Source organism: Stenotrophomonas maltophilia group sp. msm4, assembly GCF_032025605.1.
In the GTDB taxonomy this organism is placed as follows: Bacteria; Pseudomonadota; Gammaproteobacteria; order Xanthomonadales; family Xanthomonadaceae; genus Stenotrophomonas; species Stenotrophomonas sepilia.
In genome coordinates this window covers 531,735-550,224 of sequence record NZ_JAVSKK010000002.1, presented here as the reverse complement: position 1 = coordinate 550,224, position 18,490 = coordinate 531,735, and the positions used below count along the sequence as shown (strand labels likewise).

At 68.0% G+C, this 18,490-nt stretch carries 20 protein-coding genes; 6 read left to right on the top strand and 14 right to left on the bottom strand.

All coding sequences use genetic code 11. From position 1 onward, the window contains the following. Positions 1-10 precede the first annotated feature (10 nt). The 3 genes from apaG to ROV93_RS11575 are packed head-to-tail and all read left to right on the top strand — an operon-like array spanning position 11 to position 2,076. The gene (gene apaG / locus ROV93_RS11585; RefSeq protein ID WP_008268668.1) at positions 11-394 is read left to right on the top strand and encodes a Co2+/Mg2+ efflux protein ApaG; all 384 of its coding nucleotides are present in this window, start codon (positions 11-13) and stop codon (positions 392-394) included. A 15-nt stretch (positions 395-409) separates the two neighbouring features. Further along, positions 410-1,432 carry a symmetrical bis(5'-nucleosyl)-tetraphosphatase gene (locus ROV93_RS11580; protein WP_072167885.1) on the top strand — a complete coding sequence of 341 codons (1,023 nt, stop codon included), beginning with the start codon at positions 410-412 and terminating at the stop codon, positions 1,430-1,432. Continuing rightward, the gene (locus tag ROV93_RS11575; RefSeq protein WP_072167884.1) at positions 1,429-2,076 is read left to right on the top strand and encodes a DUF1287 domain-containing protein; all 648 of its coding nucleotides are present in this window, start codon (positions 1,429-1,431) and stop codon (positions 2,074-2,076) included. The genes ROV93_RS11580 and ROV93_RS11575 overlap by 4 nt, the downstream gene beginning before the upstream one ends. An 86-nt stretch (positions 2,077-2,162) precedes the next feature. Here ROV93_RS11575 and ROV93_RS11570 read toward each other — a convergent pair whose 3' ends face one another. The 9 genes from ROV93_RS11570 to ROV93_RS11530 all read right to left on the bottom strand — a co-directional run bounded on the left by ROV93_RS11570 (position 2,163) and on the right by ROV93_RS11530 (position 9,531). Beyond that, positions 2,163-2,654 (bottom strand): dihydrofolate reductase, encoded by a 492-nt coding sequence (locus ROV93_RS11570; protein ID WP_072167883.1) that lies wholly within the window; start codon positions 2,652-2,654, stop codon positions 2,163-2,165. Positions 2,655-2,659: 5 nt separating this feature from the next. Beyond that, the gene (locus ROV93_RS11565; protein ID WP_072167882.1) at positions 2,660-3,454 is read right to left on the bottom strand and encodes a thymidylate synthase; all 795 of its coding nucleotides are present in this window, start codon (positions 3,452-3,454) and stop codon (positions 2,660-2,662) included. After that, positions 3,451-4,338, bottom strand: a complete 888-nt coding sequence (gene lgt, locus ROV93_RS11560; protein WP_072167881.1) for a prolipoprotein diacylglyceryl transferase — start codon at positions 4,336-4,338, stop codon at positions 3,451-3,453. The genes ROV93_RS11565 and lgt overlap by 4 nt, the downstream gene beginning before the upstream one ends. 51 nt (positions 4,339-4,389) lie before the next feature. Beyond that, entirely contained in the window at positions 4,390-4,884 is a 495-nt protein-coding gene (locus tag ROV93_RS11555; protein WP_005415340.1) for a TPM domain-containing protein, read from the bottom strand. Beyond that, positions 4,884-5,771 (bottom strand): TPM domain-containing protein, encoded by an 888-nt coding sequence (locus ROV93_RS11550; protein ID WP_072167880.1) that lies wholly within the window; start codon positions 5,769-5,771, stop codon positions 4,884-4,886. Before ROV93_RS11550 ends, ROV93_RS11555 begins: the two co-directional genes overlap by 1 nt. A 3-nt stretch (positions 5,772-5,774) precedes the next feature. Next, a complete protein-coding gene (locus ROV93_RS11545) occupies positions 5,775-6,395 on the bottom strand; it encodes a LemA family protein (protein WP_005415338.1) in 621 nt (206 codons plus the stop codon). Between the two features lie 538 nt (positions 6,396-6,933). Then, positions 6,934-8,094 (bottom strand): MFS transporter, encoded by a 1,161-nt coding sequence (locus ROV93_RS11540; RefSeq protein WP_072167879.1) that lies wholly within the window; start codon positions 8,092-8,094, stop codon positions 6,934-6,936. A gap of 261 nt (positions 8,095-8,355) precedes the next feature. Further along, entirely contained in the window at positions 8,356-9,105 is a 750-nt protein-coding gene (locus ROV93_RS11535) for a TerC family protein (RefSeq protein WP_072167878.1), read from the bottom strand. A gap of 30 nt (positions 9,106-9,135) precedes the next feature. Next, positions 9,136-9,531, bottom strand: coding sequence for a diacylglycerol kinase (locus tag ROV93_RS11530; protein WP_072167877.1), 396 nt, complete (start codon positions 9,529-9,531; stop codon positions 9,136-9,138). Between the two features lie 212 nt (positions 9,532-9,743). Here ROV93_RS11530 and ROV93_RS11525 point away from each other — a divergent pair, with 212 nt between their 5' ends. Further along, entirely contained in the window at positions 9,744-10,445 is a 702-nt protein-coding gene (locus ROV93_RS11525; protein WP_072167876.1) for an SGNH/GDSL hydrolase family protein, read from the top strand. Positions 10,446-10,676: 231 nt separating this feature from the next. Here ROV93_RS11525 and ROV93_RS11520 read toward each other — a convergent pair whose 3' ends face one another. The 3 genes from ROV93_RS11520 to ROV93_RS11510 form a co-directional block, all read right to left on the bottom strand. Further along, positions 10,677-11,948 (bottom strand): HAMP domain-containing sensor histidine kinase, encoded by a 1,272-nt coding sequence (locus ROV93_RS11520; protein WP_005415333.1) that lies wholly within the window; start codon positions 11,946-11,948, stop codon positions 10,677-10,679. A gap of 153 nt (positions 11,949-12,101) precedes the next feature. Next, positions 12,102-12,815, bottom strand: coding sequence for a response regulator transcription factor (locus ROV93_RS11515; RefSeq protein WP_002811889.1), 714 nt, complete (start codon positions 12,813-12,815; stop codon positions 12,102-12,104). Positions 12,816-12,902: 87 nt separating this feature from the next. Continuing rightward, a complete protein-coding gene (locus ROV93_RS11510) occupies positions 12,903-13,547 on the bottom strand; it encodes an arylesterase (RefSeq protein WP_061478363.1) in 645 nt (214 codons plus the stop codon). Positions 13,548-13,622: 75 nt separating this feature from the next. Between ROV93_RS11510 and ROV93_RS11505 the strand changes: the two genes are divergently transcribed. Both ROV93_RS11505 and ROV93_RS11500 read left to right on the top strand, forming a co-directional pair. Next, complete coding sequence (locus ROV93_RS11505) at positions 13,623-14,270, top strand: ATP-binding cassette domain-containing protein (RefSeq protein ID WP_072167875.1); 648 nt, start codon at positions 13,623-13,625, stop codon at positions 14,268-14,270. Next, entirely contained in the window at positions 14,267-16,780 is a 2,514-nt protein-coding gene (locus ROV93_RS11500) for an FtsX-like permease family protein (protein WP_072167874.1), read from the top strand. The genes ROV93_RS11505 and ROV93_RS11500 overlap by 4 nt, the downstream gene beginning before the upstream one ends. A gap of 101 nt (positions 16,781-16,881) precedes the next feature. Here ROV93_RS11500 and ROV93_RS11495 read toward each other — a convergent pair whose 3' ends face one another. Together ROV93_RS11495 and ROV93_RS11490 are read right to left on the bottom strand one after the other, a co-directional pair. After that, positions 16,882-17,817: a DUF6607 family protein gene (locus ROV93_RS11495; protein WP_072167873.1), complete on the bottom strand. Its 936-nt coding sequence runs from the start codon at positions 17,815-17,817 to the stop codon at positions 16,882-16,884. 72 nt (positions 17,818-17,889) lie between these two features. Beyond that, entirely contained in the window at positions 17,890-18,489 is a 600-nt protein-coding gene (locus ROV93_RS11490; RefSeq protein ID WP_072167872.1) for a Hemin transport protein, read from the bottom strand. Position 18,490: the final 1 nt, after the last annotated feature.

The window sequence follows — 18,490 nt, the reverse complement described above, 5'->3', positions numbered from 1 at the left end:
CACTGCCGGTATGGAAGACGCTGACGTATATGCCATCTCCGTCGAAGTCGCGCCGCGCTTCCTCGACGATCAATCCGCGCCGGAAGACGGTCGCTTTGCGTTCGCCTACACGATCCGCATCCACAACCAGGGGCGGGTCGCCGCACGCCTGGTCGCACGCCACTGGCGCATCACCGATGCCAATGGCCGTGTCGAGCATGTCGATGGCGACGGGGTGATCGGCGAGCAGCCGCGGCTGCGCCCCGGTGAAGACTTCCGTTACACGTCCGGTGTCATGCTGGGAACCGATCACGGGACCATGCAGGGGCACTACGACATGGTCGCCGACGATGGCACCGAATTTGCCGCGCCGGTCGCACCGTTCGTGCTGGCCGTGCCGCGTACCCTGCACTGACACGGAGGCCGAACGATGAGTGTGTGGGCGATCGGCGACCTGCAGGGCTGCTACGACGTTACCCAGCGGTTGCTGGAGAAGATCCGCTTCGACCCGGCGCAGGACACCCTGTGGTTCTGCGGCGACCTGGTCAACCGTGGTGGCCAGTCGCTGGAGACGCTGCGGCTGGTGCATTCGCTGCGCTATCACAGCGTGGTGGTGCTGGGCAACCATGATCTTTCGCTGCTGGCCGTCGGTGCACGCACCGAAGAGGAGCAGCGCAAGGTCAACCCGGACCTGCTGCGCATCGTGCAGGCCGAGGACCGCGACGAACTGCTGGACTGGCTGCGCCTGCAGAAGCTGGTGCATGTGGATCGCGAGCTGGGCTGGATGATGGTGCACGCCGGCCTGGCACCGAAGTGGACCACGCAGATGGCAGAGAAGCACGCTGCCGAAGTCGAGGTGCAGCTGCACGGCGCCGGCTACCGCAAGCTGTTCCGCAACATGTACGGCGACAAGCCAAGCTGGGCGCCGAACCTGTCCGGCTACGACCGTTCGCGCGCGATCATCAACGTGCTCACCCGCATGCGCTACTGCACCCCGCGCGGGCGCATCGGCATCGAGGACAAGGGCACCCCCGGCACGCAGGAACAGGGACTCTACCCCTGGTTCGAAGTACCGGGCCGGGTCGAGCGCGACCTCAAGATCGTCTGCGGCCACTGGTCGGCGCTGGGCCTGACCATCACCCAGGGCGTGCACGCCATCGACACCGGCGCAGTCTGGGGCGGCAAGCTGACCGCGATCCAGCTCGATACTGACGAGCTGCGCGTGGTGCAGGTGCCGGGCCGCGATGTACCGGCACCCGTACCCCACGCCCGCCCACCGGCGCGACCGGCGCACGAGCGCCCCTCCACTGCGGTGCAGGGCAAGGAACAGGGCGGCGGCAACGCCGCTGCTGCCAACCCGGGCAACCGTGGTCCGCGCCGTCGTCGCCGTCGAGGTGGTGGCGGTGGGGGCTCCGGTGGACCTCACAACAACGGCGCCGCGCCGCAGGCATGACGCGACGCGGCTGGGCACCATGGAGGGTGCTGCTGCTGACGCTGGCCCTGGCCAGCGGCTGCCAGCCTGCTTCGGCCCCGGCTCCCACCGGCGGCGGAAACGCCGCCCCCACGCCGTCGCAGCCACAGGTGCCTTCGCCGCCACTGGTGGCTGCCGCGCGCGCGCAGATCGGCGTCACCACCCGTTACGATCCCGCCTACCAGGTCCTGTCCTATCCCGGCGGCGACGTCCCGCTTGATCGCGGCGTGTGCACCGACGTGGTGGTGCGCGCCCTGCGCAGCCAGGGCCTGGACCTGCAGGCGCGCGTGCATGAAGATATGCGCGGCAACTTCAGCGCGTATCCCGCGATCTGGGGCCTGTCACGGCCGGACCGCAACATTGATCATCGACGTGTGCCGAACCTGATGCGCTGGTTCGAACGGCAGGGCTGGCAGCAACCGGTCACCGCCCTCGCCACCGACTATGCGGCCGGTGACATCGTGGCCTGGAAGCTCAACGGCAACGGTCTGCTGCATGTCGGCATCGTCTCCGACCGGAGGCTGGCCAATGGCACACCGCTGGTGCTGCACAACATCGCACGCGGCACGCGTGAAGAGAACCTGCTGTTCCAGCACGCGATCATCGGGCACTACCGGATGCCGTAGGCCCCTGTAGTGCTGGGCCATGCTCGGCTACGGGAGGGGTCAGGCAACAGCAGCCGAGCATGGCTCGGCTCTACAGGAAACCATCCTCAGCGGCGCACGTAATGCACGAAGCGGAACGCATAGGCGTGGCGGTCATCGGCCGGGTGCGGCTCGCTGCTCACTTCCCGCCAGTCCTGCACGTCCACCTCGGGGAAATGGGTATCCGCGGGGACTTCGGCATCCACCCAGGTCAGGTACAGGTCGCTGGCCTGGTCAAGCAGCTGACGGAAGATCTCGCCGCCGCCGATGATGCACAGCTCGCTGGCGCCCTCGCCTTCGGCAATCGCCTTCGCCTCGTCCAGCGACGCCACCGCGCGCATGCCCGCGAACGGCACCTGGCCGCTGCGGGTCAGCACCAGGTTGGTCCGCCCCGGCAGTACGCGGCCGATCGACTCGGCCGTCTTGCGCCCCATCAGGATCGGCTTGCCCAGGGTGAGCGCCTTGAAGTGCTTGAAATCATCCGGCAGATGCCAGGGCATCGCATTGCCCTGGCCGATGCCACGGTTGCGGTCCAGCGCCACGATCATCGAGAGCTTCATGGCACTCACACCGCCACCGGCGCCTTGATCGCCGGGTGCGGGTCATAGCCATCGATGCGGATGTCGTCGAACCGGAAGCCGAACAGGTCGGTCACCTCCGGGTTCAACCACAGCTTCGGCAGCGCGCGCGGTTCACGCGAAAGCTGCTCGCGCGCCTGCTCGAAGTGGTTCGAATACAGGTGCGCGTCGCCCAGCGTATGCACGAAGTCGCCCACCCCCAGGCCGGTGGCCTGCGCCACCATGTGGGTCAGCAGCGCATAGCTGGCGATGTTGAACGGCACGCCGAGGAAGATGTCGCCGCTGCGCTGGTACAGCTGGCAGCTGAGCTTGCCGTCCACCACGTAGAACTGGAACAGGTTGTGGCACGGCATCAGCGCCATCTGCGAAAGCTCGCCCACGTTCCAGGCGCTGACCACCAGCCGGCGCGAATCGGGGTTGCGCTTGATCTCGTCCACCAGCCACTGCATCTGGTCGATCTCGCGGCCATCGGCGGTGACCCAGCTGCGCCACTGCCTGCCGTAGACCGGGCCGAGGTCGCCGTTCTCGTCGGCCCACTCGTCCCAGATGCGTACCTGGTTGTCTTTCAGGTAGCCGATGTTGGTATCGCCCTTCAGGAACCACAGCAGCTCGTGGATGATCGAGCGCAGGTGCAGTTTCTTGGTGGTGACCAGTGGGAAGCCGTCGGCCAGATTGAAACGCATCTGCCAGCCGAACACGCTGCGGGTACCGGTGCCGGTACGGTCGCTCTTCTCGGCACCGTGCTCGAGCACGTGCGAGAGCAGGTCCAGGTAAGCCTTCATGCCTTGCCCTCGGCAACCACCGGCAGCTGCGGCTGCAGTACCGGCGCGCGGCGCGACATTACCAGTAGCACCAGGCCGAAAGCGATCAGCGGTAGGCTGAGGATCTGGCCACGGGTCAGCCAGTCGAAGGCCACATAGACGCCGTTGTCGGGCATGCGTACGAATTCGACGGCGAAGCGGAACAGGCCGTACATCAGCGCGAACAGGCCGCCGACCAGGTAACGGTGGCGCGGCTTGGCCGACACCGTCCACAGCACCACGAACATCACCAGGCCTTCCAGGAACGCTTCATACAGCTGCGAGGGATGGCGGGCGAACTGGTTCAGCGCGCCGGTGGCGAACTGCGCCTGCAGGGTCGCGTGGTCCAACTGGTTCAGCGGCGCCGGCAGGCCCGACGGGAACACCACGCCCCACGTGCCGTCGGTGTACTTGCCCCACAGCTCGGCGCCGATGAAGTTGCCGATGCGACCAAAACCCAGGCCCAGCGGTACCAGCGGCGCCATGAAATCCATGGTGTCGAAGAAGTGCAGCGCGTGCTTGCGCGACCACCACCAGCAGGCACCCAGCACGCCCAGCAGACCGCCATGGAAGCTCATGCCGCCGTCCCACACCTTGAACAGCAGCAGCGGGTTGTGCAGGAAATCCCCGAGCGCGTAGAACAGCATGTAGCCGATGCGGCCGCCCAGCACCACGCCGAGCATGGCGTAGAACAACAGGTCGGAGAAGCCGTTGGCATCGACGCCCGGCAGGCGCCCGGCGGCGATGCGCGTGCGGCCCAGCAGCCAGGCCGCAGTGAAGCCGAGCAGGTACATGATGCCGTACCAGTGCACCTTGATCGGCCCCAGCGAGAGGGCGATGGGGTCGATGTCGTGGAAATAGATCATGGAAGGTGCCTTGCGGTTGAACGCCTATTCTCGGGCCAGTGCCGCCCCGGCTCAACCAAGGAGCTGGGGCGAGTTCGGCAACGCGTCATCGTTCGACCGGGTCGAGGCCGGAAAGTGCCCTTCGATCAGGCTGGAGACCTCGTCGATGGCATCCTGCAGCGCTTCCACCGGATTGGAACCACGCAGGCCCTCGCGCAGATGGGTGCAGACCCGCTGCCACTGCGCCGGGCTGACCCGGCCATGCAGGCCGCGGTCGGCGACGATCTCGATGGCATGGTCGGCCAGCAGCAGGTAGATCAGCACGCCGTTGTTGTGGGCGGTGTCCCAGGTGCGCAGGCGTGCGAAGGCATGCTCGGCGGCCTGCCTCGGGGTGACCTTGTGCCACAACGCGGCCAGCGGCAGATCAGCCTCCACCGCAAACATCACCTGACCGCCGTGGCGCTGCTCACCGGCCGCGATGGCCTCGGTGATCGCCTGCAGCGTGGCTGGCGGGAACGCGCGACGTACCGACGGCGAACATACATGACGGAACAGACGTTGGATCATCACCAGCCTCCCGAAGCGCCACCGCCACCGGAACGGCCACCGCCGCCGCCCCAGCCGCCACCACCGCCGAATCCACCAGCACCGCCGAAGCCGCCTCCCCCGCCCCAGCTGCCGCCGCCCCAGCCACCACCGCCGGCAAAGCGCCCCGGGTGGCCGGACAGCATCGCCACGATCAGGCCAACCACGCCGGCCAGGCCACTGGCCAGCAGGGTGGAGGTGAACAGGAACGCCGCCAGCGCCGCACCGGCACCGCCGAGCAGGCCGCGCAGCGGTCGCGGCACGCGCGCGAACACGCCGCGCAGGATGCTGCCGGCGAACACACCGATGAACAGCGCCAGGAACCAGGTATCGCCGCCGCCACCCGGCTCGCGCCCACGATGACCACTGACCGGTGCCGGCAGCGTTTCGCCATCGATCAGCTTGACCAGCACGGCGGTGGCATCGGTGATGCCCCCGGCGTAGTCGCCGGCGCGGAAACGCGGCACCAGGTATTCCTGGATGACCCGGTTGGCGATGGCATCGGGAATCGCGCCTTCAAGACCGTAACCCGGCTCGATCCGCACGCGCCGGTCGTCCTTGGCCACCACCAGCAGCACGCCGTCATCCACGCCCTTGCGGCCGATCTGCCACTGGTCGAAGACCCGCGTGGTGTACTGCGCGATGTCCTCCGGCTGGGTGGTGGGTACCACCAGCACCTGCAGCTGGCTGCCCTTGCGCTGTTGCAGGTCCAGCGCCTGCTGCACCAGTGCCTGCTTCTGCGCAGCCTCCAGCGTGCCGGTGGTGTCGACCACCGGCGAATCCAGCGCCGGAATCGGCGCCAGCTGCTGAGCCTGTGCCGCCAGCGGCAGCCACAGCAGCAGGGCCAGCAGCGCAGTGGCCAGGCGCATGGGTCAGTGGCCCGGCTGCGGTGCCGGCTGCTGCTGCGGCGCGTTGCCGAAATCGACCGCCGGCGCGTTGGAGATCTGCGCTTCGTTGTCCACGGTGAAGTTCGGCTTGGTCTTGTAGCCGAAGATCTTGGCGGTGATCACCTGCGGGAACGAGCGGATGTAGGTGTTGTAGTCCTGCACCTGCTGGATGTAGCGGCCGCGGGCAACGGTGATGCGGTTCTCGGTGCCTTCCAGCTGGGCCTGCAGGTCGCGGAAGTTCTGGTCGGACTTCAGCACCGGATAGTTCTCGGTCACCACCAGCAGCCGCGACAGCGCGCTGCCGAGTTCACCCTGGGCCTGCTGGAACTGCTTGAGCGAGGCTTCGTCATCGGCGTTGACGTTGATCTGGCCGACACGCGAGCGGGCGTTGGTGACTTCGGTCAGCACGCGCTCTTCCTGGCTGGCGAAACCTTTGACGGTCTGCACCAGGTTGGGCACCAGGTCGGCGCGGCGCTTGTACTGGTTGAGCACTTCGGACCAGCTGGCCTTGACCGCCTCGTCCTTCTGCTGGATGGCGTTGTAGCCGCAGCCGGACAACAGGGAGGCCAGCAGCATCAGGGGCAGGACACGGGTGAACAGGCGCATGGCGGAGGTTCCGGGTGGGCTTGGCGCCGAGCATGCCATGGTTCGGGTGAAAGACCGGCCATCGGGCGCCGCCCCCTCCGCGGTGTGATCCAGCCAGCTCGGGGTGGGCCGGGTGGGTGGATCGGCTGGGGGCCGCTGCAAGTACGTCCATGTAAGCTGTCGCCGCATCCATGCGGCTCACGCCCCCAGCCGACCCACCCTCCCGGCCACGGACAATTTCCTGCGCACCGCGGGAAGATCAAAAGAAAAAATCAAAAGCAAAAGCCGGTTCTTCAGGCATTCGGGTCGACCAAGGTCGACACCTACCAGAGCGGAACGCCGTTACGACAGATCGCGGGAATCTGTCGAAGGCGGGGTGGGTCCGGTTGAGGGGGCGTGAGCCGCATGGATGCGGCGACCGAGCTTACATGGACGTACTTGCAGCGTCCCCCTCAACCGGACCCACCCCGCCAACCCACGGAATGCAGGCTTTTGCCGTTGACGTTGACGTTGATTCGGCGGGTGCAGAGCTGCAAGCCCTGCCGGAAACCCTCCGCCCTCAGCAGGCCTCAGCCACCGCAGTGCGGCTACGCCCCAGCCATGCCAGCAGCAGGCCCGACGCGGCCAGCAGGCCACCGGCCACCGGAATGGCGGCGTAGCCCAGGCCCAAGCTGATCACCGCACCACCCAGCGCGGCACCTACCGCATTGCCCAGGTTGAATGCACCCACGTTGATCGACGACGCCAGGCCCGGCGCCTCGCTGGCCACCTGCATCACCCGGATCTGCAGCGGCGGCACGAGGGCGAAGGTCGCCGCACCGAACAGCAGTACACCCAGCGCCGCGGTGGCGTGGCTCATGAAGGCCAGCGGCAGCACGAACATCAGCACCGCCAGGGCAGCCAGCAGGATACGGGTGGCGCCATCGAGCGACCAGTCAGCCATGCGCCCACCGATGCCGTTGCCGAGGGTGAAACCGATGCCGATCAGGGCCAGCGACACCGCGATGAAGGCATTGGAAGCGCCGGTCAACTCGGTCAGCACCGGTGCGACGTAGGTGTACAGCGTGAACATCGCACCCGCACCAAGCACGGTGGTGGCCATGGCCAGCAGCACCTGCGGCTGCAGGATCGCCTTCAGTTCGCGGCGCACGTCCGGGCGCGGTCCCGGCGCGGACGCCGGCAGCGCGAAGCCCAACGCAGTGATCGCGATCAGGCCCAACGCCGCAGTACCGGCGAAGGACAGGCGCCAGCCCAGCTGCTGGCCGACCCAGGTCGCCAGCGGCACGCCACCGATGTTGGCAATGGTCAGGCCCATGAACATGGTGGCCACGGCAGCAGCCTGCTTTTCCTTTGGCACCAGGCTGGCGGCGACCACCGCACCGATGCCGAAGAAGGCACCGTGGTTAAGGCTGGTGACCAGGCGCGACAGCAGCAGCAGCCCGTAGTTCGGCGCCAGCGCGGACAGCAGGTTGCCGACCACGAAGATCGACATCAGCAGCATCAGCGCGGTGCGCTTGCCGAAACGCCCCATCAGCAGGGTCATCACCGGCGCGCCCAGCATCACGCCCACGGCATAGGCGGTGATCAGCATGCCCGCAGTGGGGATGCCAACGCCGACGCCGTCGGCGATGACCGGCAACAGGCCCATCGGGGCAAACTCGGTGGTTCCGATGGCGAAGGCGCCAACGGCAAGCGCCAGCAAGGCGGCTCTGGAATTCATGGGGGGGTCCTGGGGGCGGGAATCGGGAGTGCGTAGCCTGCGCGCTTTGCTGCGCCGGATTAAGCCTCGCCCCGGGAAAACACTGTTGATCCTCGTTCACAAGTGGAGGCCGGAACGCAGCCACAAGTGCAAAAACCGCGGTTCCGGTGTTGAGCCGAGCCCATGCTCGGCTGCTTCCTGCCGGTCAGCCGAGCACGGGCTCGGCTCTACAAGGCAGAACGAAGAACCCCCGGCGTTGGCCGGGGGTTCGGGGTCATGCGCTTACCAGTCGCCGGCACCCGGCACGTGGTGCTCGCGGGCGCGGCGGCGCATCAGCAGGTTCAGCCACTCCACCAGCACCGAGAAGCCCATCGCGGCGTAGATGTAGGGCTTGGGAATGTGCACGTCCAGGCCATCCAGGATCAGCACCGCACCGATCAGCAGGATGAAGGCCAGCGCCAGCATCTTCACGGTCGGGTTGGCGTCGATGAAGCGGCCCAGCGGGTTGGCGGCCAGCAGCATCACCGCCACCGACAGCAGGATCGCGGCGACCATCACCGGCACGTGGTCAGCGATGCCGACCGCGGTGATCACCGAGTCCAGCGAGAACACGATGTCGATGACCGCGATCTGCGCGATCACGTAGCCGAACACGGCCGAGGTCTTGGTCGTGCTCGGATCTTCATCCTCGCCACCGGTGATCATTTCCTTGATCTCCATCCAACCCTTGATGATCAGGAACAGGCCACCAACGATCAGCACCAGATCGCGGATGGAAATGCCCATGCCGGCCACGGTGAACAGGTTCGCCTGCATGTGCGCCAGGTACGCCAGCGATACCAGCAGGCCGATACGGGTGATACAGGCCACCGCGATGCCGAGCCGACGCGCGAACGGGCGGCGGTGCTCTGGCAGCTTGCTGACGGCGATGGAGATGAACACCAGGTTGTCGATGCCGAGCACGATTTCCAGCGCGCTCAGCGTGAACAGGGTCAACCAGACATTCGGATCGGCAAGAAACTCAAGGGACATGGGAAGTCTTCAACAAGGGGGAATGAGGGATCAGCCGTATTTGCCGGCCATTGCATGCGGGACCACGACCAGCGCCCAGCACAGAAGCACGTTCATCATCAGCACGAACACCGCCGCCGAGCCCATGTCCTTGGCGCGGCCGGCCAGCTCATGGATCTCGCTGCCGTAACGTTCGATCACCGCTTCGATGGCCGAGTTGGCCAGCTCCATCGCCAGCACCAGCAGCATCGAGCCGATCAGCAGCGCGCGTTCGACCGGCGTCTGGCCCAGCCAGATCGCGATCGGCGTCAGCAGGATCAGCAGGTAGACCTCAAGCCGGAACGAGGACTCGTACAGCCAGGCAGCGCGCAGGCCCTGCCAGGACCAGCGGGCGGCCTGGAAGATGCGGCGCGGGCCGCGCGGCAGGTGGCCGAACTGATCAGCCACGGGTGGAATATCCAGCAACGGGGACGCGGCGCAGCGACCGCTCAGACGCACGGCAGGGAATCATGGGTGCACAGGAATAGGCAGATGGCGGCCATTTTGCCACAAGGCCGCCAACCGCAGCCCGCGCCGGCCCGCTGAACGGCCTGCCAGGGGCAAGCAACGGCCCGGGCATGCTCCTATGATGGATGCCCCCTTGCCTGCTGGAGCGCCTGATGTCCCGTCGCCGTACCTGCCTGCTGATGCTGGGCCTGCTGACTGCCGCACCGCTGGCCCAGGCGCTGAGCCCGGCCGAGTCGCCCCGGGTGCCCGAACAGGTCTCCAACGTGGCCTGGGCCGGCGACATGGCCCGCTTCGCCGGCGCCGACCAGTCCAACCCGCCGCCGCGCGGTGGCATCGAGTTCATCGGCAGCTCCTCGATCCGCTTCTGGGAGAGCCTGGCCACCGACTTCCCTGGCCAGCCAGTGTTCAACCGCGGCTTCGGCGGCTCTGAAGTGCGCGACAGCACCTGGTACGCCGACCGCATCGTGGTGCCCTACGCGCCCTGCAAGGTGTTCTTCTATGCGGGCGACAACGACCTCAACAGTGGCCGCAGCCCCGTGCAGGTGCGCGACGACGTGGTTGCCTTCGTGCAGCGCGTGCATCGCGACCTGCCGAAGACCAGGGTGGAGTACCTGTCGATCAAGCCGAGCCCGTCGCGCGCGCACCTGCTGCCGGCGATCAACGAGGCCAACACGCTGATCAAGGCCGCGCTGGCCAAGCTGCCCAATACCGGCTTCACCGACATCTACACGCCGATGCTCGGCGCCGACGGCCAGCCGGATGCGACGCTGTTCCGCGAGGACATGCTGCACATGACCCCGGCCGGCTATGACATCTGGACCAGGGCGCTGGCGCCGAAGGTCAACTGCAACTGAGCAACCCCATCCACGCATGGCGTGGATCTACCGCGGATCGCGGGAAACTGTCGAAGGCGGGGCGGTGTGGGTTTGCAGGACCGTTGGCGCCATGGATGGCGCCATCGAGCCCCCATGGACGGGTTTACGGCGTGTCCTGCAAACCCACACCGCCCCGCCATTCCACGGAATGCCCGCTTTTGATGTTGATGTTGCCTCGGCGGGTGCCGGGCGCAGCCCGGCAAAATCCCTCTACCGGAAGATCACCGTGGCCTCGGTGCCCTTGCCCGGCTCGCTGGCCAGGCTGACCTTCCAGCCGAAGCGGTCGCACAGCCGGCGCACGATCGACAGGCCCAGGCCGGTGCCCTGCGGGCGGCTCGGCTCGGCGCGGTAGAACGGTTCAAACGCGCGCGACAGCGCCTCGGCGGACATGCCGATGCCGGTATCGCGCACCACCACCCGGTCATTGAGCACGTGCACGTCGATACGCCCTTCGTCGGTGTAGCTGCAGGCATTGCGCACCAGGTTGCTGACCACCACCTGCAGCACCCGCGGCGGTGCGTGCAGCTGTACCGGGCCTTCGCCGTGCAGGTGCACCGATACGGGCCGGTTGCCCAGCAGCTCGTTGGCGTTGTCCACCTCGTAGCGGACGATGTCGTTGACGTCGAACAGCTCGATCTGCGGTTCGACATCGGCCTCGCGGGCCAGGATCAGGAACGCGTCGATCACCGCTTCCATGTCGCGGCCTGCACGCTGGATGCGCTGCAGGCTGCGGCGCAGGCGCGGCTGCAGGGTTTCATCGCCCAGGGCCATGTCGCTGGCCACGCGGATGACGGTCAACGGCGTGCGCAGCTCATGGCTGGCATCACGGGTGAAGTTGCGCTCGCGCGCCACGTGCGCGCTGACCCGGTTGGCCAGCGAATGCAGTGCGGCCGCCAGCTGGCGGGTCTCGCCCTGCATGTCCGCCGGCAGCTTGTTCGGCTCCAGATCGGCCGCTTCGGGGTGGCCCGGGTCCCAGCGCGAGACGCGCCGCGCCAGCCAGTTCACCGGCGACACCAGTCGTTTGGAGGCACGGTAGGTGACCCAGCTGGCGCCATACACCGCCAACAGGGTCAGCAGCACCGGCACGATGCCGAACCAGAACGCCAGCATCTCCGCGCGCGAGCGCAGGAACACCAGGTACAGGCGACCGGCAGGCCGCACGTCGACCAGCACCAGCTGGTCGTCCTGGGGCAGCTCGTGGAAGCCAGGCTCCAGGGTGCGCAGGTTGGCCGGCAATGACAGTGCCGACTGCCCGCTTTCCAGCAGGTAGCCGCGGATGTTGTGGGTGTTGGGCGGCGGCTGCACCGGCGACGCCTCGTGCAGCGTCCAGTAATAGGCCGCTTCCTCGCGCAGGGCGGCGCCGACCAGGCTGTGCTTGATCACCAGCGAGACCAGCCAGGCACCGAGCAGGATGCCCAGGCTGGCCAGGACTGCCTGCAGGATGAAGGCGATACGGATCTTGCGCGGCAGGCCGTGCGGCATTGCGGGGTCCCGGTCAGAGCGCTGCGATTATAGGCAGCGCGCTGCGCCGTAGTCGTGCACGGACGCTGACCGGCGGCAACGCCGGCCGGTCATCCGTGCCCGGTGCGGGGTCGTTGCCCGGCCGGGCCTGATGCTGCACAGGCCGGGCCCCGATCAGGCCATCGGCTGGGCAATATCGGCAATGCGATAGCCGGCGCTCTGCACGGTATGCAGCAGCGGACGGTCGAACGGCTTGTCGATGATCTTGCGCAGGTTGTACAGATGGCTACGCAGGGTGTCCGAATCCGGCAGGCCATTGCCCCAGATCTCGCGTTCGATCTCCTGGCGGGTGACCACGCGCGGCGATTCGCGCATCAGGATGGTCAGCAGGCGCAGGCCGATCGGCGACAGCTGCAGCTCGGTGCCGGCACGGGTAGCCCGCATGCTGACCGGATCGAGGACCAGGTCGGCGACCTTCAGCACCTCCGAACCGACCTGGCGGCGTTCGCGACGGATCAGCGCGCGCAGGCGGGCTTCCAGCTCCTGGATCGCGAACGGCTTGGTCAGGTAGTCATCGGCGCCGAAGCCGAGGCCGGTGAGCTTGTCGTCCAGCGTGTCGCGTGCCGTGAGCATCAGCACCGGCGTGGACTTGCGCGCATCGTTGCGCAAGCGACGGCACACTTCGATGCCATCCAGGCGCGGCAACATGAGATCGAGCACCACGACGTCATAGCTGTTCTCCGCCGCGAGACGGTAGCCATCCAGGCCGTCCTGTGCATAGTCGACTTCGAAGCCGCGACCTTCCAGGTATTCCCCGATCATCTCGGAGATGTTGCGGTTGTCTTCGACCACCAGCACCAAGCCGGAGGTCTCCTTCGTCTGACGCATGTGATTCCCTCTAACTTCAGCTTTGTGAAACATGCCGGATCGACGGTGGACGCGATGTGAAGTTCCGTCAAGAGGTACACAAACGGTTCAGAGCAGTGGCCGGAGCAGCGGCCAGACGTTGTCCAGCACCTTCGGCTGCGCCTGCGCCGTGGGGTGCAGGCCGTCGGCCTGCATCATGCCCGGCTGCAGGGCGACGCCCTCCAGCAGGAACGGCAGCAGCGGCACCTTGTACTGCGTGGCCAGCGCCTTGTAGGCCGCGGCCAGGCGCTGGCGGTAGGCCGGTCCGTAGTTGGGGGGCACGTCGATGCCCAGCAGCAGCACCTTGGCGCCGGCCTTCTGGCTGGCCTGCACCATTTTTCCCAGGTTGCCCTGCACCTGCGCCGGGGTCAGCCCACGCAGCGCGTCATTGCCGCCCAGCGCGATCACCACCACGGTCGGCTTCTCCCTGGCCAGCAGGCCCGGCAGGCGGGTCAGCGCGCCGGCGGTGGTTTCCCCGCTCATGCTGGCGTTGACGATGCGCGCCGGGGTTTTCGACTGCTGCCTGACCCGCTGTTGCAGCAAGCTGACCCAGCCGGCGTCGGCAGGGATATTGTGGGCTGCACTGAGGCTGTCGCCGAGCACCAGCACGGTGCCGGCCGGACCTTTGGCACAGGCCAGCCCCGGCAACAGCAGGAACCCTAGCAGCAGCACCATCATCGCGCCGGCTCGCCGGCTCCATCCCGTCTTGCGCATTGGAGTCTCCTCATCGACAGCCTGTCCCCCCGCAGCGCGCCCGTCGCCATCGCCGTCGACCAGGTCGGCAAATCCGTGCAGGGCCCGGAGGGTGAAGTCCACATACTGGACAACATCACCCTGACCGTCCATGAAGGCACCAGCGCGGCCATCGTCGGCGCTTCCGGTTCGGGCAAGACCACCCTGCTCGGCCTGCTGGCCGGGCTGGACCTGCCCAGCCGCGGCCGTATTGCGCTGTCGGGCCAGGACCTGGGCGACCTCGATGAAGAGGCGCGGGCCCAGCTGCGCGCGCGCGCGGTCGGCTTCGTGTTCCAGAGCTTCCATCTGCTGCCGGCGCTGACCGCCGCCGAGAACGTCGCGTTGCCACTGGAGCTGGCTGGGCGCGAGGATCGCGCGCGGGTCGATGAAGTGTTGGCCCAGGTCGGCCTCTCCCATCGTGCCCGCCACTACCCGCGCCAGCTGTCCGGTGGCGAGCAGCAGCGCGTGGCACTGGCGCGTGCCTTCGTCACCCGCCCGCGCATCCTGTTCGCCGATGAACCGACCGGCTCGCTGGACCACGCCACCGGCCAGCACGTCAGCGACCTGCTGTTCGAACTCAACGCCGGCAGCGGCACCACCCTGGTACTGGTCACCCACGACCTGCGCCTGGCGCAGCGTTGCCAGTACATCCACCGCATCGATGACGGCCGCCTGCTGCCGGTCGAGCGTGGGGCACAGGCATGAACGTGCTGCGCCACGCGTGGCGCGCATTGCGCCGCGAGGCGCTGGCCGGCGACCTGCTGACGGTGTTCGCCGCACTGGTGCTGGGCGTGGCGGTGATGACCGCGGTGGGCACGCTGGTGAACCGGGTCAACCTGGCGCTGACCGGCAGCGCGGCGGAAATGCTCGGTGGCGATCTCGGCATCGCCGGGCGTGATGACCCGCCGCAGGCATTCGCCGACGAGGCACAACGGCGTGGACTGGCCTACACCCGCATCGCCAGCTTCGGCAGCGTGCTGTTCCATGGCGAGGCCAGCCAGATGGCGAGCATCAAGGCGGTTCAGGCGGGCTATCCACTGCGCGGCACGCTGCGGGTACGGGCCACGCCCGGCGGGGCGCTGATCGCAGACGCCGGCATGCCGCCCAAGGGCCAGGCCTATGCCGACCCACGCCTGCTGCAGGGGCTCGGGCTGAAGGCCGGCGATGATCTCGAGTTCGGCGCCGGCACGCTACGCATCGCCGGCATCATCGAGGCCGAGCCGGACACCGGTGGCGACCTGCTGACGCTGTCCCCCACCCTGCTGGTCAACCGCGCCGATGTGGAAGGCACGGGACTGCTTGGCCCCGGCAGCCGCATCAACTACCGGCTGATGTTTGCAGGACCGCCCGGGCAGGTCGCGTCCCTGCGTGAGTGGCTGCTGCCACAGGTGAAGGGCCTGCGCCTGCTGAGCGTGGATGACACCCAGCGCGGCGTGCGCCAGGCCTTCGATCTGGCCGGGCGCTTCCTCGGCCTGAGCGCGCTGCTGGCGGTACTGCTGGCGGGCGTGGCCACCGCATTGGCGGCCAACCGCTTCGCGCTGCGCCGCATCGACCAGGTGGCGATCCTGCGCTGCCTGGGTGCGCGCCAGCGCGACATCCTGCTGGGCCTGGCGCTGCAGCTGCTGATGCTGGCGGTGCCGGCCTGTGCGCTCGGCATCGGCCTGGGCATGGCCGCGCAGGAAGGCCTGGTGCAGGTACTGGGCAGCCTGGTGCCGCAGCGCCTGCCGTTGCCCGAGGCGATGCCTGCGCTGACCGGCGCCGGCATCGGCCTGCTGCTGCTGTTCGGCTTCGGCCTGCCGCCGCTGCTGCGCCTGCGTGGGGTGCCGCCGATGCGCGTGCTCAACCGTTCCTTCGCCGCCCTGCCGCCGGCGTCACTGCTGGCCTATGTGGCAGCGCTGGCGGCCAGCCTGCTGCTGGCGGTACAAGTCACCGGCGACCTGAAGCTGGCGCTGTGGGTGCTGGGCGGCCTGGCCGCGCTGGCGCTGGCGGCCGGTGCGGTCGGCTTCGTGCTGCTGCAGCTGCTGCGCGGCCTGCAGCACCGCCTGCATGGCAACTGGCGGCTGGGCCTGGCCGCGCTGACCCGGCGCCGCCTGCTCGCGGTGATGCAGCTGGTCGGGCTGTCGCTGTCGCTGTGCGCGTTGCTGCTGCTGGCAGTGACCGGCCCCGGCCTGCTGCAGCAATGGCGCGAGCGACTGCCTGCGGATACGCCGAATTACTTCCTGATCAACATCCAGCCCGAGCAGCGCGACAGTGTGCTGGCCGCATTGCGTGGACTGGGCGCCGGCGACGCCAGCATCGAACCGATGGCGACCGGCCGCCTGATCGCGATCAACGGCAAGCCGCCGCTGCGCGTAGACCGCGAGCCAGGACAGGACGGGCAACCGGCCCAAGGCGGCCAGCGCGATGACGATGACGAGAACCGGCCACTGAATTTCAGCTGGCGCAGCACCTTCCCGCCGGCCAATACGCTGGTCAATGGCACGTTCTGGAAAGCCGACAGCACCGCGCCGGAAGCTTCGGTGGAAATCGGCTGGGCCAAGCGTTACGGCGTGTACCCGGGCGATCGCATCACCATTGCAGTGGGCGAGCAGGAACGCGAGTTCGCCGTCACCAGCGTGCGCAAGGCGGACTGGAACACCTTCCGGCCGAACTTCTTCGTGTTGCTGAACCCGAATGCGGTGGGCGACACCCCGCACAACCTGCTGTCGGCCTTCCATCTGCCGGCCGGCAAGGCGGCGGGCCTGGGCGAACTGGTACGCGCGCAGCCGAACCTGTCGCTACTGGACGTGGATGCGGTGATCTCGCAGGTGCGCGATGTGATGGAGCGGGTGGCGCAGGCGGTGCAGCTGGTGATGGTGTTCAGCCTGCTGGCTGGTGTGCTGGTGCTGCTGGCCGCGCTGCAGGCCACCGCCGGCGAGCGTCGCTACGACAGCGCGGTGCTGCGCACGCTGGGCGCGACCCGGCGCCAGCTGCGCGGCGCGGTACTGGTGGAGTTCGGCGCGCTGGGCACGCTGGCGGCGATGCTGGCAGTGGGCGCGGCCGCTGCGATCGGCGTGGCGGTCTCGCAGAAGGTGTTCGAGCTTCCATTGCTGCCGCCGTGGCCGGGGCTGCTGATCGGCGGCGTAGTCGGCATCGGCTTGAGCCTGTTGGCGGGTTGGTGGGGTACGCGGGCGATCCTGCATACGCCGCCGGCACTGGCGTTGCGTGAGGCCTGAGGCGGTTGCGCCTCCGGATGGCGTGCCGAGCAAGCCCGGCCCCACCGGCAGCCGGTGGATGCGGTGCCGGGTACGCCCGGCACCCATCTCCATCGCGGCGATCAGCCTTCCTTGGGCGCCTTTTCCACGTACTTGGCGAAGACCTCGTCGATCTGCGTGTCCTTCACCTGCTTGCCGGACTGGATCGCTTCGGCTTGGGTGAACAGCGGAATGATCATCGCCATGCCATCGAGCTTGGTCTTCAGGTGCACGCCCGGGGCCTGACCGAGGAAGCCGTCCCAGCGCTGGCGCACCTTGGCCCAGTAGCCTGCAGTGGCTTTCCAATAGGCGCGGGCAGGGGTGAAGTCGACCTCGGTTGTCTTGACGTAGTCGTTGAAGCCGAACTCGCGGGCGATCTCCACCTGGCTGCCGTCGGCGTTGCGCTGCACCTTGGTGTTGAACTGCTCGTGGGTCCAGCCATTGGGCGTGAGCGTGTGGCGGTTGACCACGGCCAGCGCGTTGTAGTCGCTGCGCTTGGTGTACTCACGACGCGGCAACGGGCGCCAGCTCAGGTCGCTGGTCCAGCTCGGCACGTTGTTGGTGTACGTCCATTTGCCGGTGCCACAGTAGCGCGGTGCATCGCTCACTTCATACACGCACTGGGTCCAGGCGCCCTGGTTCACCGCTGCGGGAATGCGGCGTACCTGCCAGGTCTGATCGGCGCTGAACTCGAAACGGCTGGGCGCTTCGTAGACCCAGTCCTGGCGCCAGTGCTTGGTGATGTGGCCGCTCTTCTCATCGAGCAACAGGTGCTGCAGCACGATGCGCTGCGGGGTGTCCTCGACCACGATGACCACTTCGCTGCCGCCGCTGCGCATCGCCGGCGCACGCTCGTAGCCGGGCTTGAGCAGCACGGTCTCGTCGAACGCGAAGTCGACGGTGTACTCGCCCTGCATGGCCAGGATGCTGTCGTGGTCGCGGGCGATGTCGGAGGGCTGCGCGCTGGCCACGCCGCTGGCAGCGAGCAGCAGCATGACGCTGGCTGTCTGGAACTTCATCGGGTCTTCCTTCGGGGTTGCAGGTTCGTTGAGAGGCCGTCCAGGGCCGTCGGGCGTTCCATCAGGAAAGGATCACAGGCGGATCAGCGGCAGGTCGCCGGGGATACGCGGTGCCGGCCGGCGCGCGGCGTCGGCGCAGCAGCAATCGTCGATCGCCAGCTCGCCTTCGGCTCCTTCCAATCGCGCGATGCGACGCGCGGTGGCCGCGCCCAGCGAGGACAGGGTCGACAGGCTGGCCGCCAGGGTGCGGCCCTCGTCCGCGGCATGCAGGCGCAGCGTGCACAGGCGCCAGCGCTGGCCACCGAGGTGCCCGGCCAGGCGACGCCACAGGCGTTCGCTCACACTGCCATCGCGGTCGTGCTGCGGGCCCGGCGGCAACGCCGCGACCAACCGGTCCCAGGCCAGGAAATCGCTGTCGGGCAGCAGGTACAGGCGCCACACGCAGCGGCCGCGGGCATCAAGGAAACACAGGCTTTCGCGTATGCCCTCGCTGTCCACGCCCTGGCAGGCGTGCACGCGCACCGCCTGGCGCCAGCCCCCCAGCTCGTTGCCGTCGGCGTGGTACAGGCACAACACAGTGCCGAGCGTGGCCAGCTGTGCCGGGGTCGGCCAGGCCGCGCTGCCCTGCACGGCGATGGCGTCATTCCTGCGTGCGGACAAGGCTCGGCTCATG

Coding starts and splice junctions, on each gene's coding strand:
- apaG (WP_008268668.1), top strand. CDS start 11: ATGGAAGACGCTGACGTATATGCCATCTCCGTCGAAGTCGCGCCGCGC.
- ROV93_RS11580 (WP_072167885.1), top strand. CDS start 410: ATGAGTGTGTGGGCGATCGGCGACCTGCAGGGCTGCTACGACGTTACC.
- ROV93_RS11575 (WP_072167884.1), top strand. CDS start 1,429: ATGACGCGACGCGGCTGGGCACCATGGAGGGTGCTGCTGCTGACGCTG.
- ROV93_RS11570 (WP_072167883.1), bottom strand. CDS start 2,654: ATGAAGCTCTCGATGATCGTGGCGCTGGACCGCAACCGTGGCATCGGC.
- ROV93_RS11565 (WP_072167882.1), bottom strand. CDS start 3,454: ATGAAGGCTTACCTGGACCTGCTCTCGCACGTGCTCGAGCACGGTGCC.
- lgt (WP_072167881.1), bottom strand. CDS start 4,338: ATGATCTATTTCCACGACATCGACCCCATCGCCCTCTCGCTGGGGCCG.
- ROV93_RS11555 (WP_005415340.1), bottom strand. CDS start 4,884: ATGATCCAACGTCTGTTCCGTCATGTATGTTCGCCGTCGGTACGTCGC.
- ROV93_RS11550 (WP_072167880.1), bottom strand. CDS start 5,771: ATGCGCCTGGCCACTGCGCTGCTGGCCCTGCTGCTGTGGCTGCCGCTG.
- ROV93_RS11545 (WP_005415338.1), bottom strand. CDS start 6,395: ATGCGCCTGTTCACCCGTGTCCTGCCCCTGATGCTGCTGGCCTCCCTG.
- ROV93_RS11540 (WP_072167879.1), bottom strand. CDS start 8,094: ATGAATTCCAGAGCCGCCTTGCTGGCGCTTGCCGTTGGCGCCTTCGCC.
- ROV93_RS11535 (WP_072167878.1), bottom strand. CDS start 9,105: ATGTCCCTTGAGTTTCTTGCCGATCCGAATGTCTGGTTGACCCTGTTC.
- ROV93_RS11525 (WP_072167876.1), top strand. CDS start 9,744: ATGTCCCGTCGCCGTACCTGCCTGCTGATGCTGGGCCTGCTGACTGCC.
- ROV93_RS11520 (WP_005415333.1), bottom strand. CDS start 11,948: ATGCCGCACGGCCTGCCGCGCAAGATCCGTATCGCCTTCATCCTGCAG.
- ROV93_RS11515 (WP_002811889.1), bottom strand. CDS start 12,815: ATGCGTCAGACGAAGGAGACCTCCGGCTTGGTGCTGGTGGTCGAAGAC.
- ROV93_RS11510 (WP_061478363.1), bottom strand. CDS start 13,547: ATGCGCAAGACGGGATGGAGCCGGCGAGCCGGCGCGATGATGGTGCTG.
- ROV93_RS11500 (WP_072167874.1), top strand. CDS start 14,267: ATGAACGTGCTGCGCCACGCGTGGCGCGCATTGCGCCGCGAGGCGCTG.
- ROV93_RS11495 (WP_072167873.1), bottom strand. CDS start 17,817: ATGAAGTTCCAGACAGCCAGCGTCATGCTGCTGCTCGCTGCCAGCGGC.
- ROV93_RS11490 (WP_072167872.1), bottom strand. CDS start 18,489: ATGAGCCGAGCCTTGTCCGCACGCAGGAATGACGCCATCGCCGTGCAG.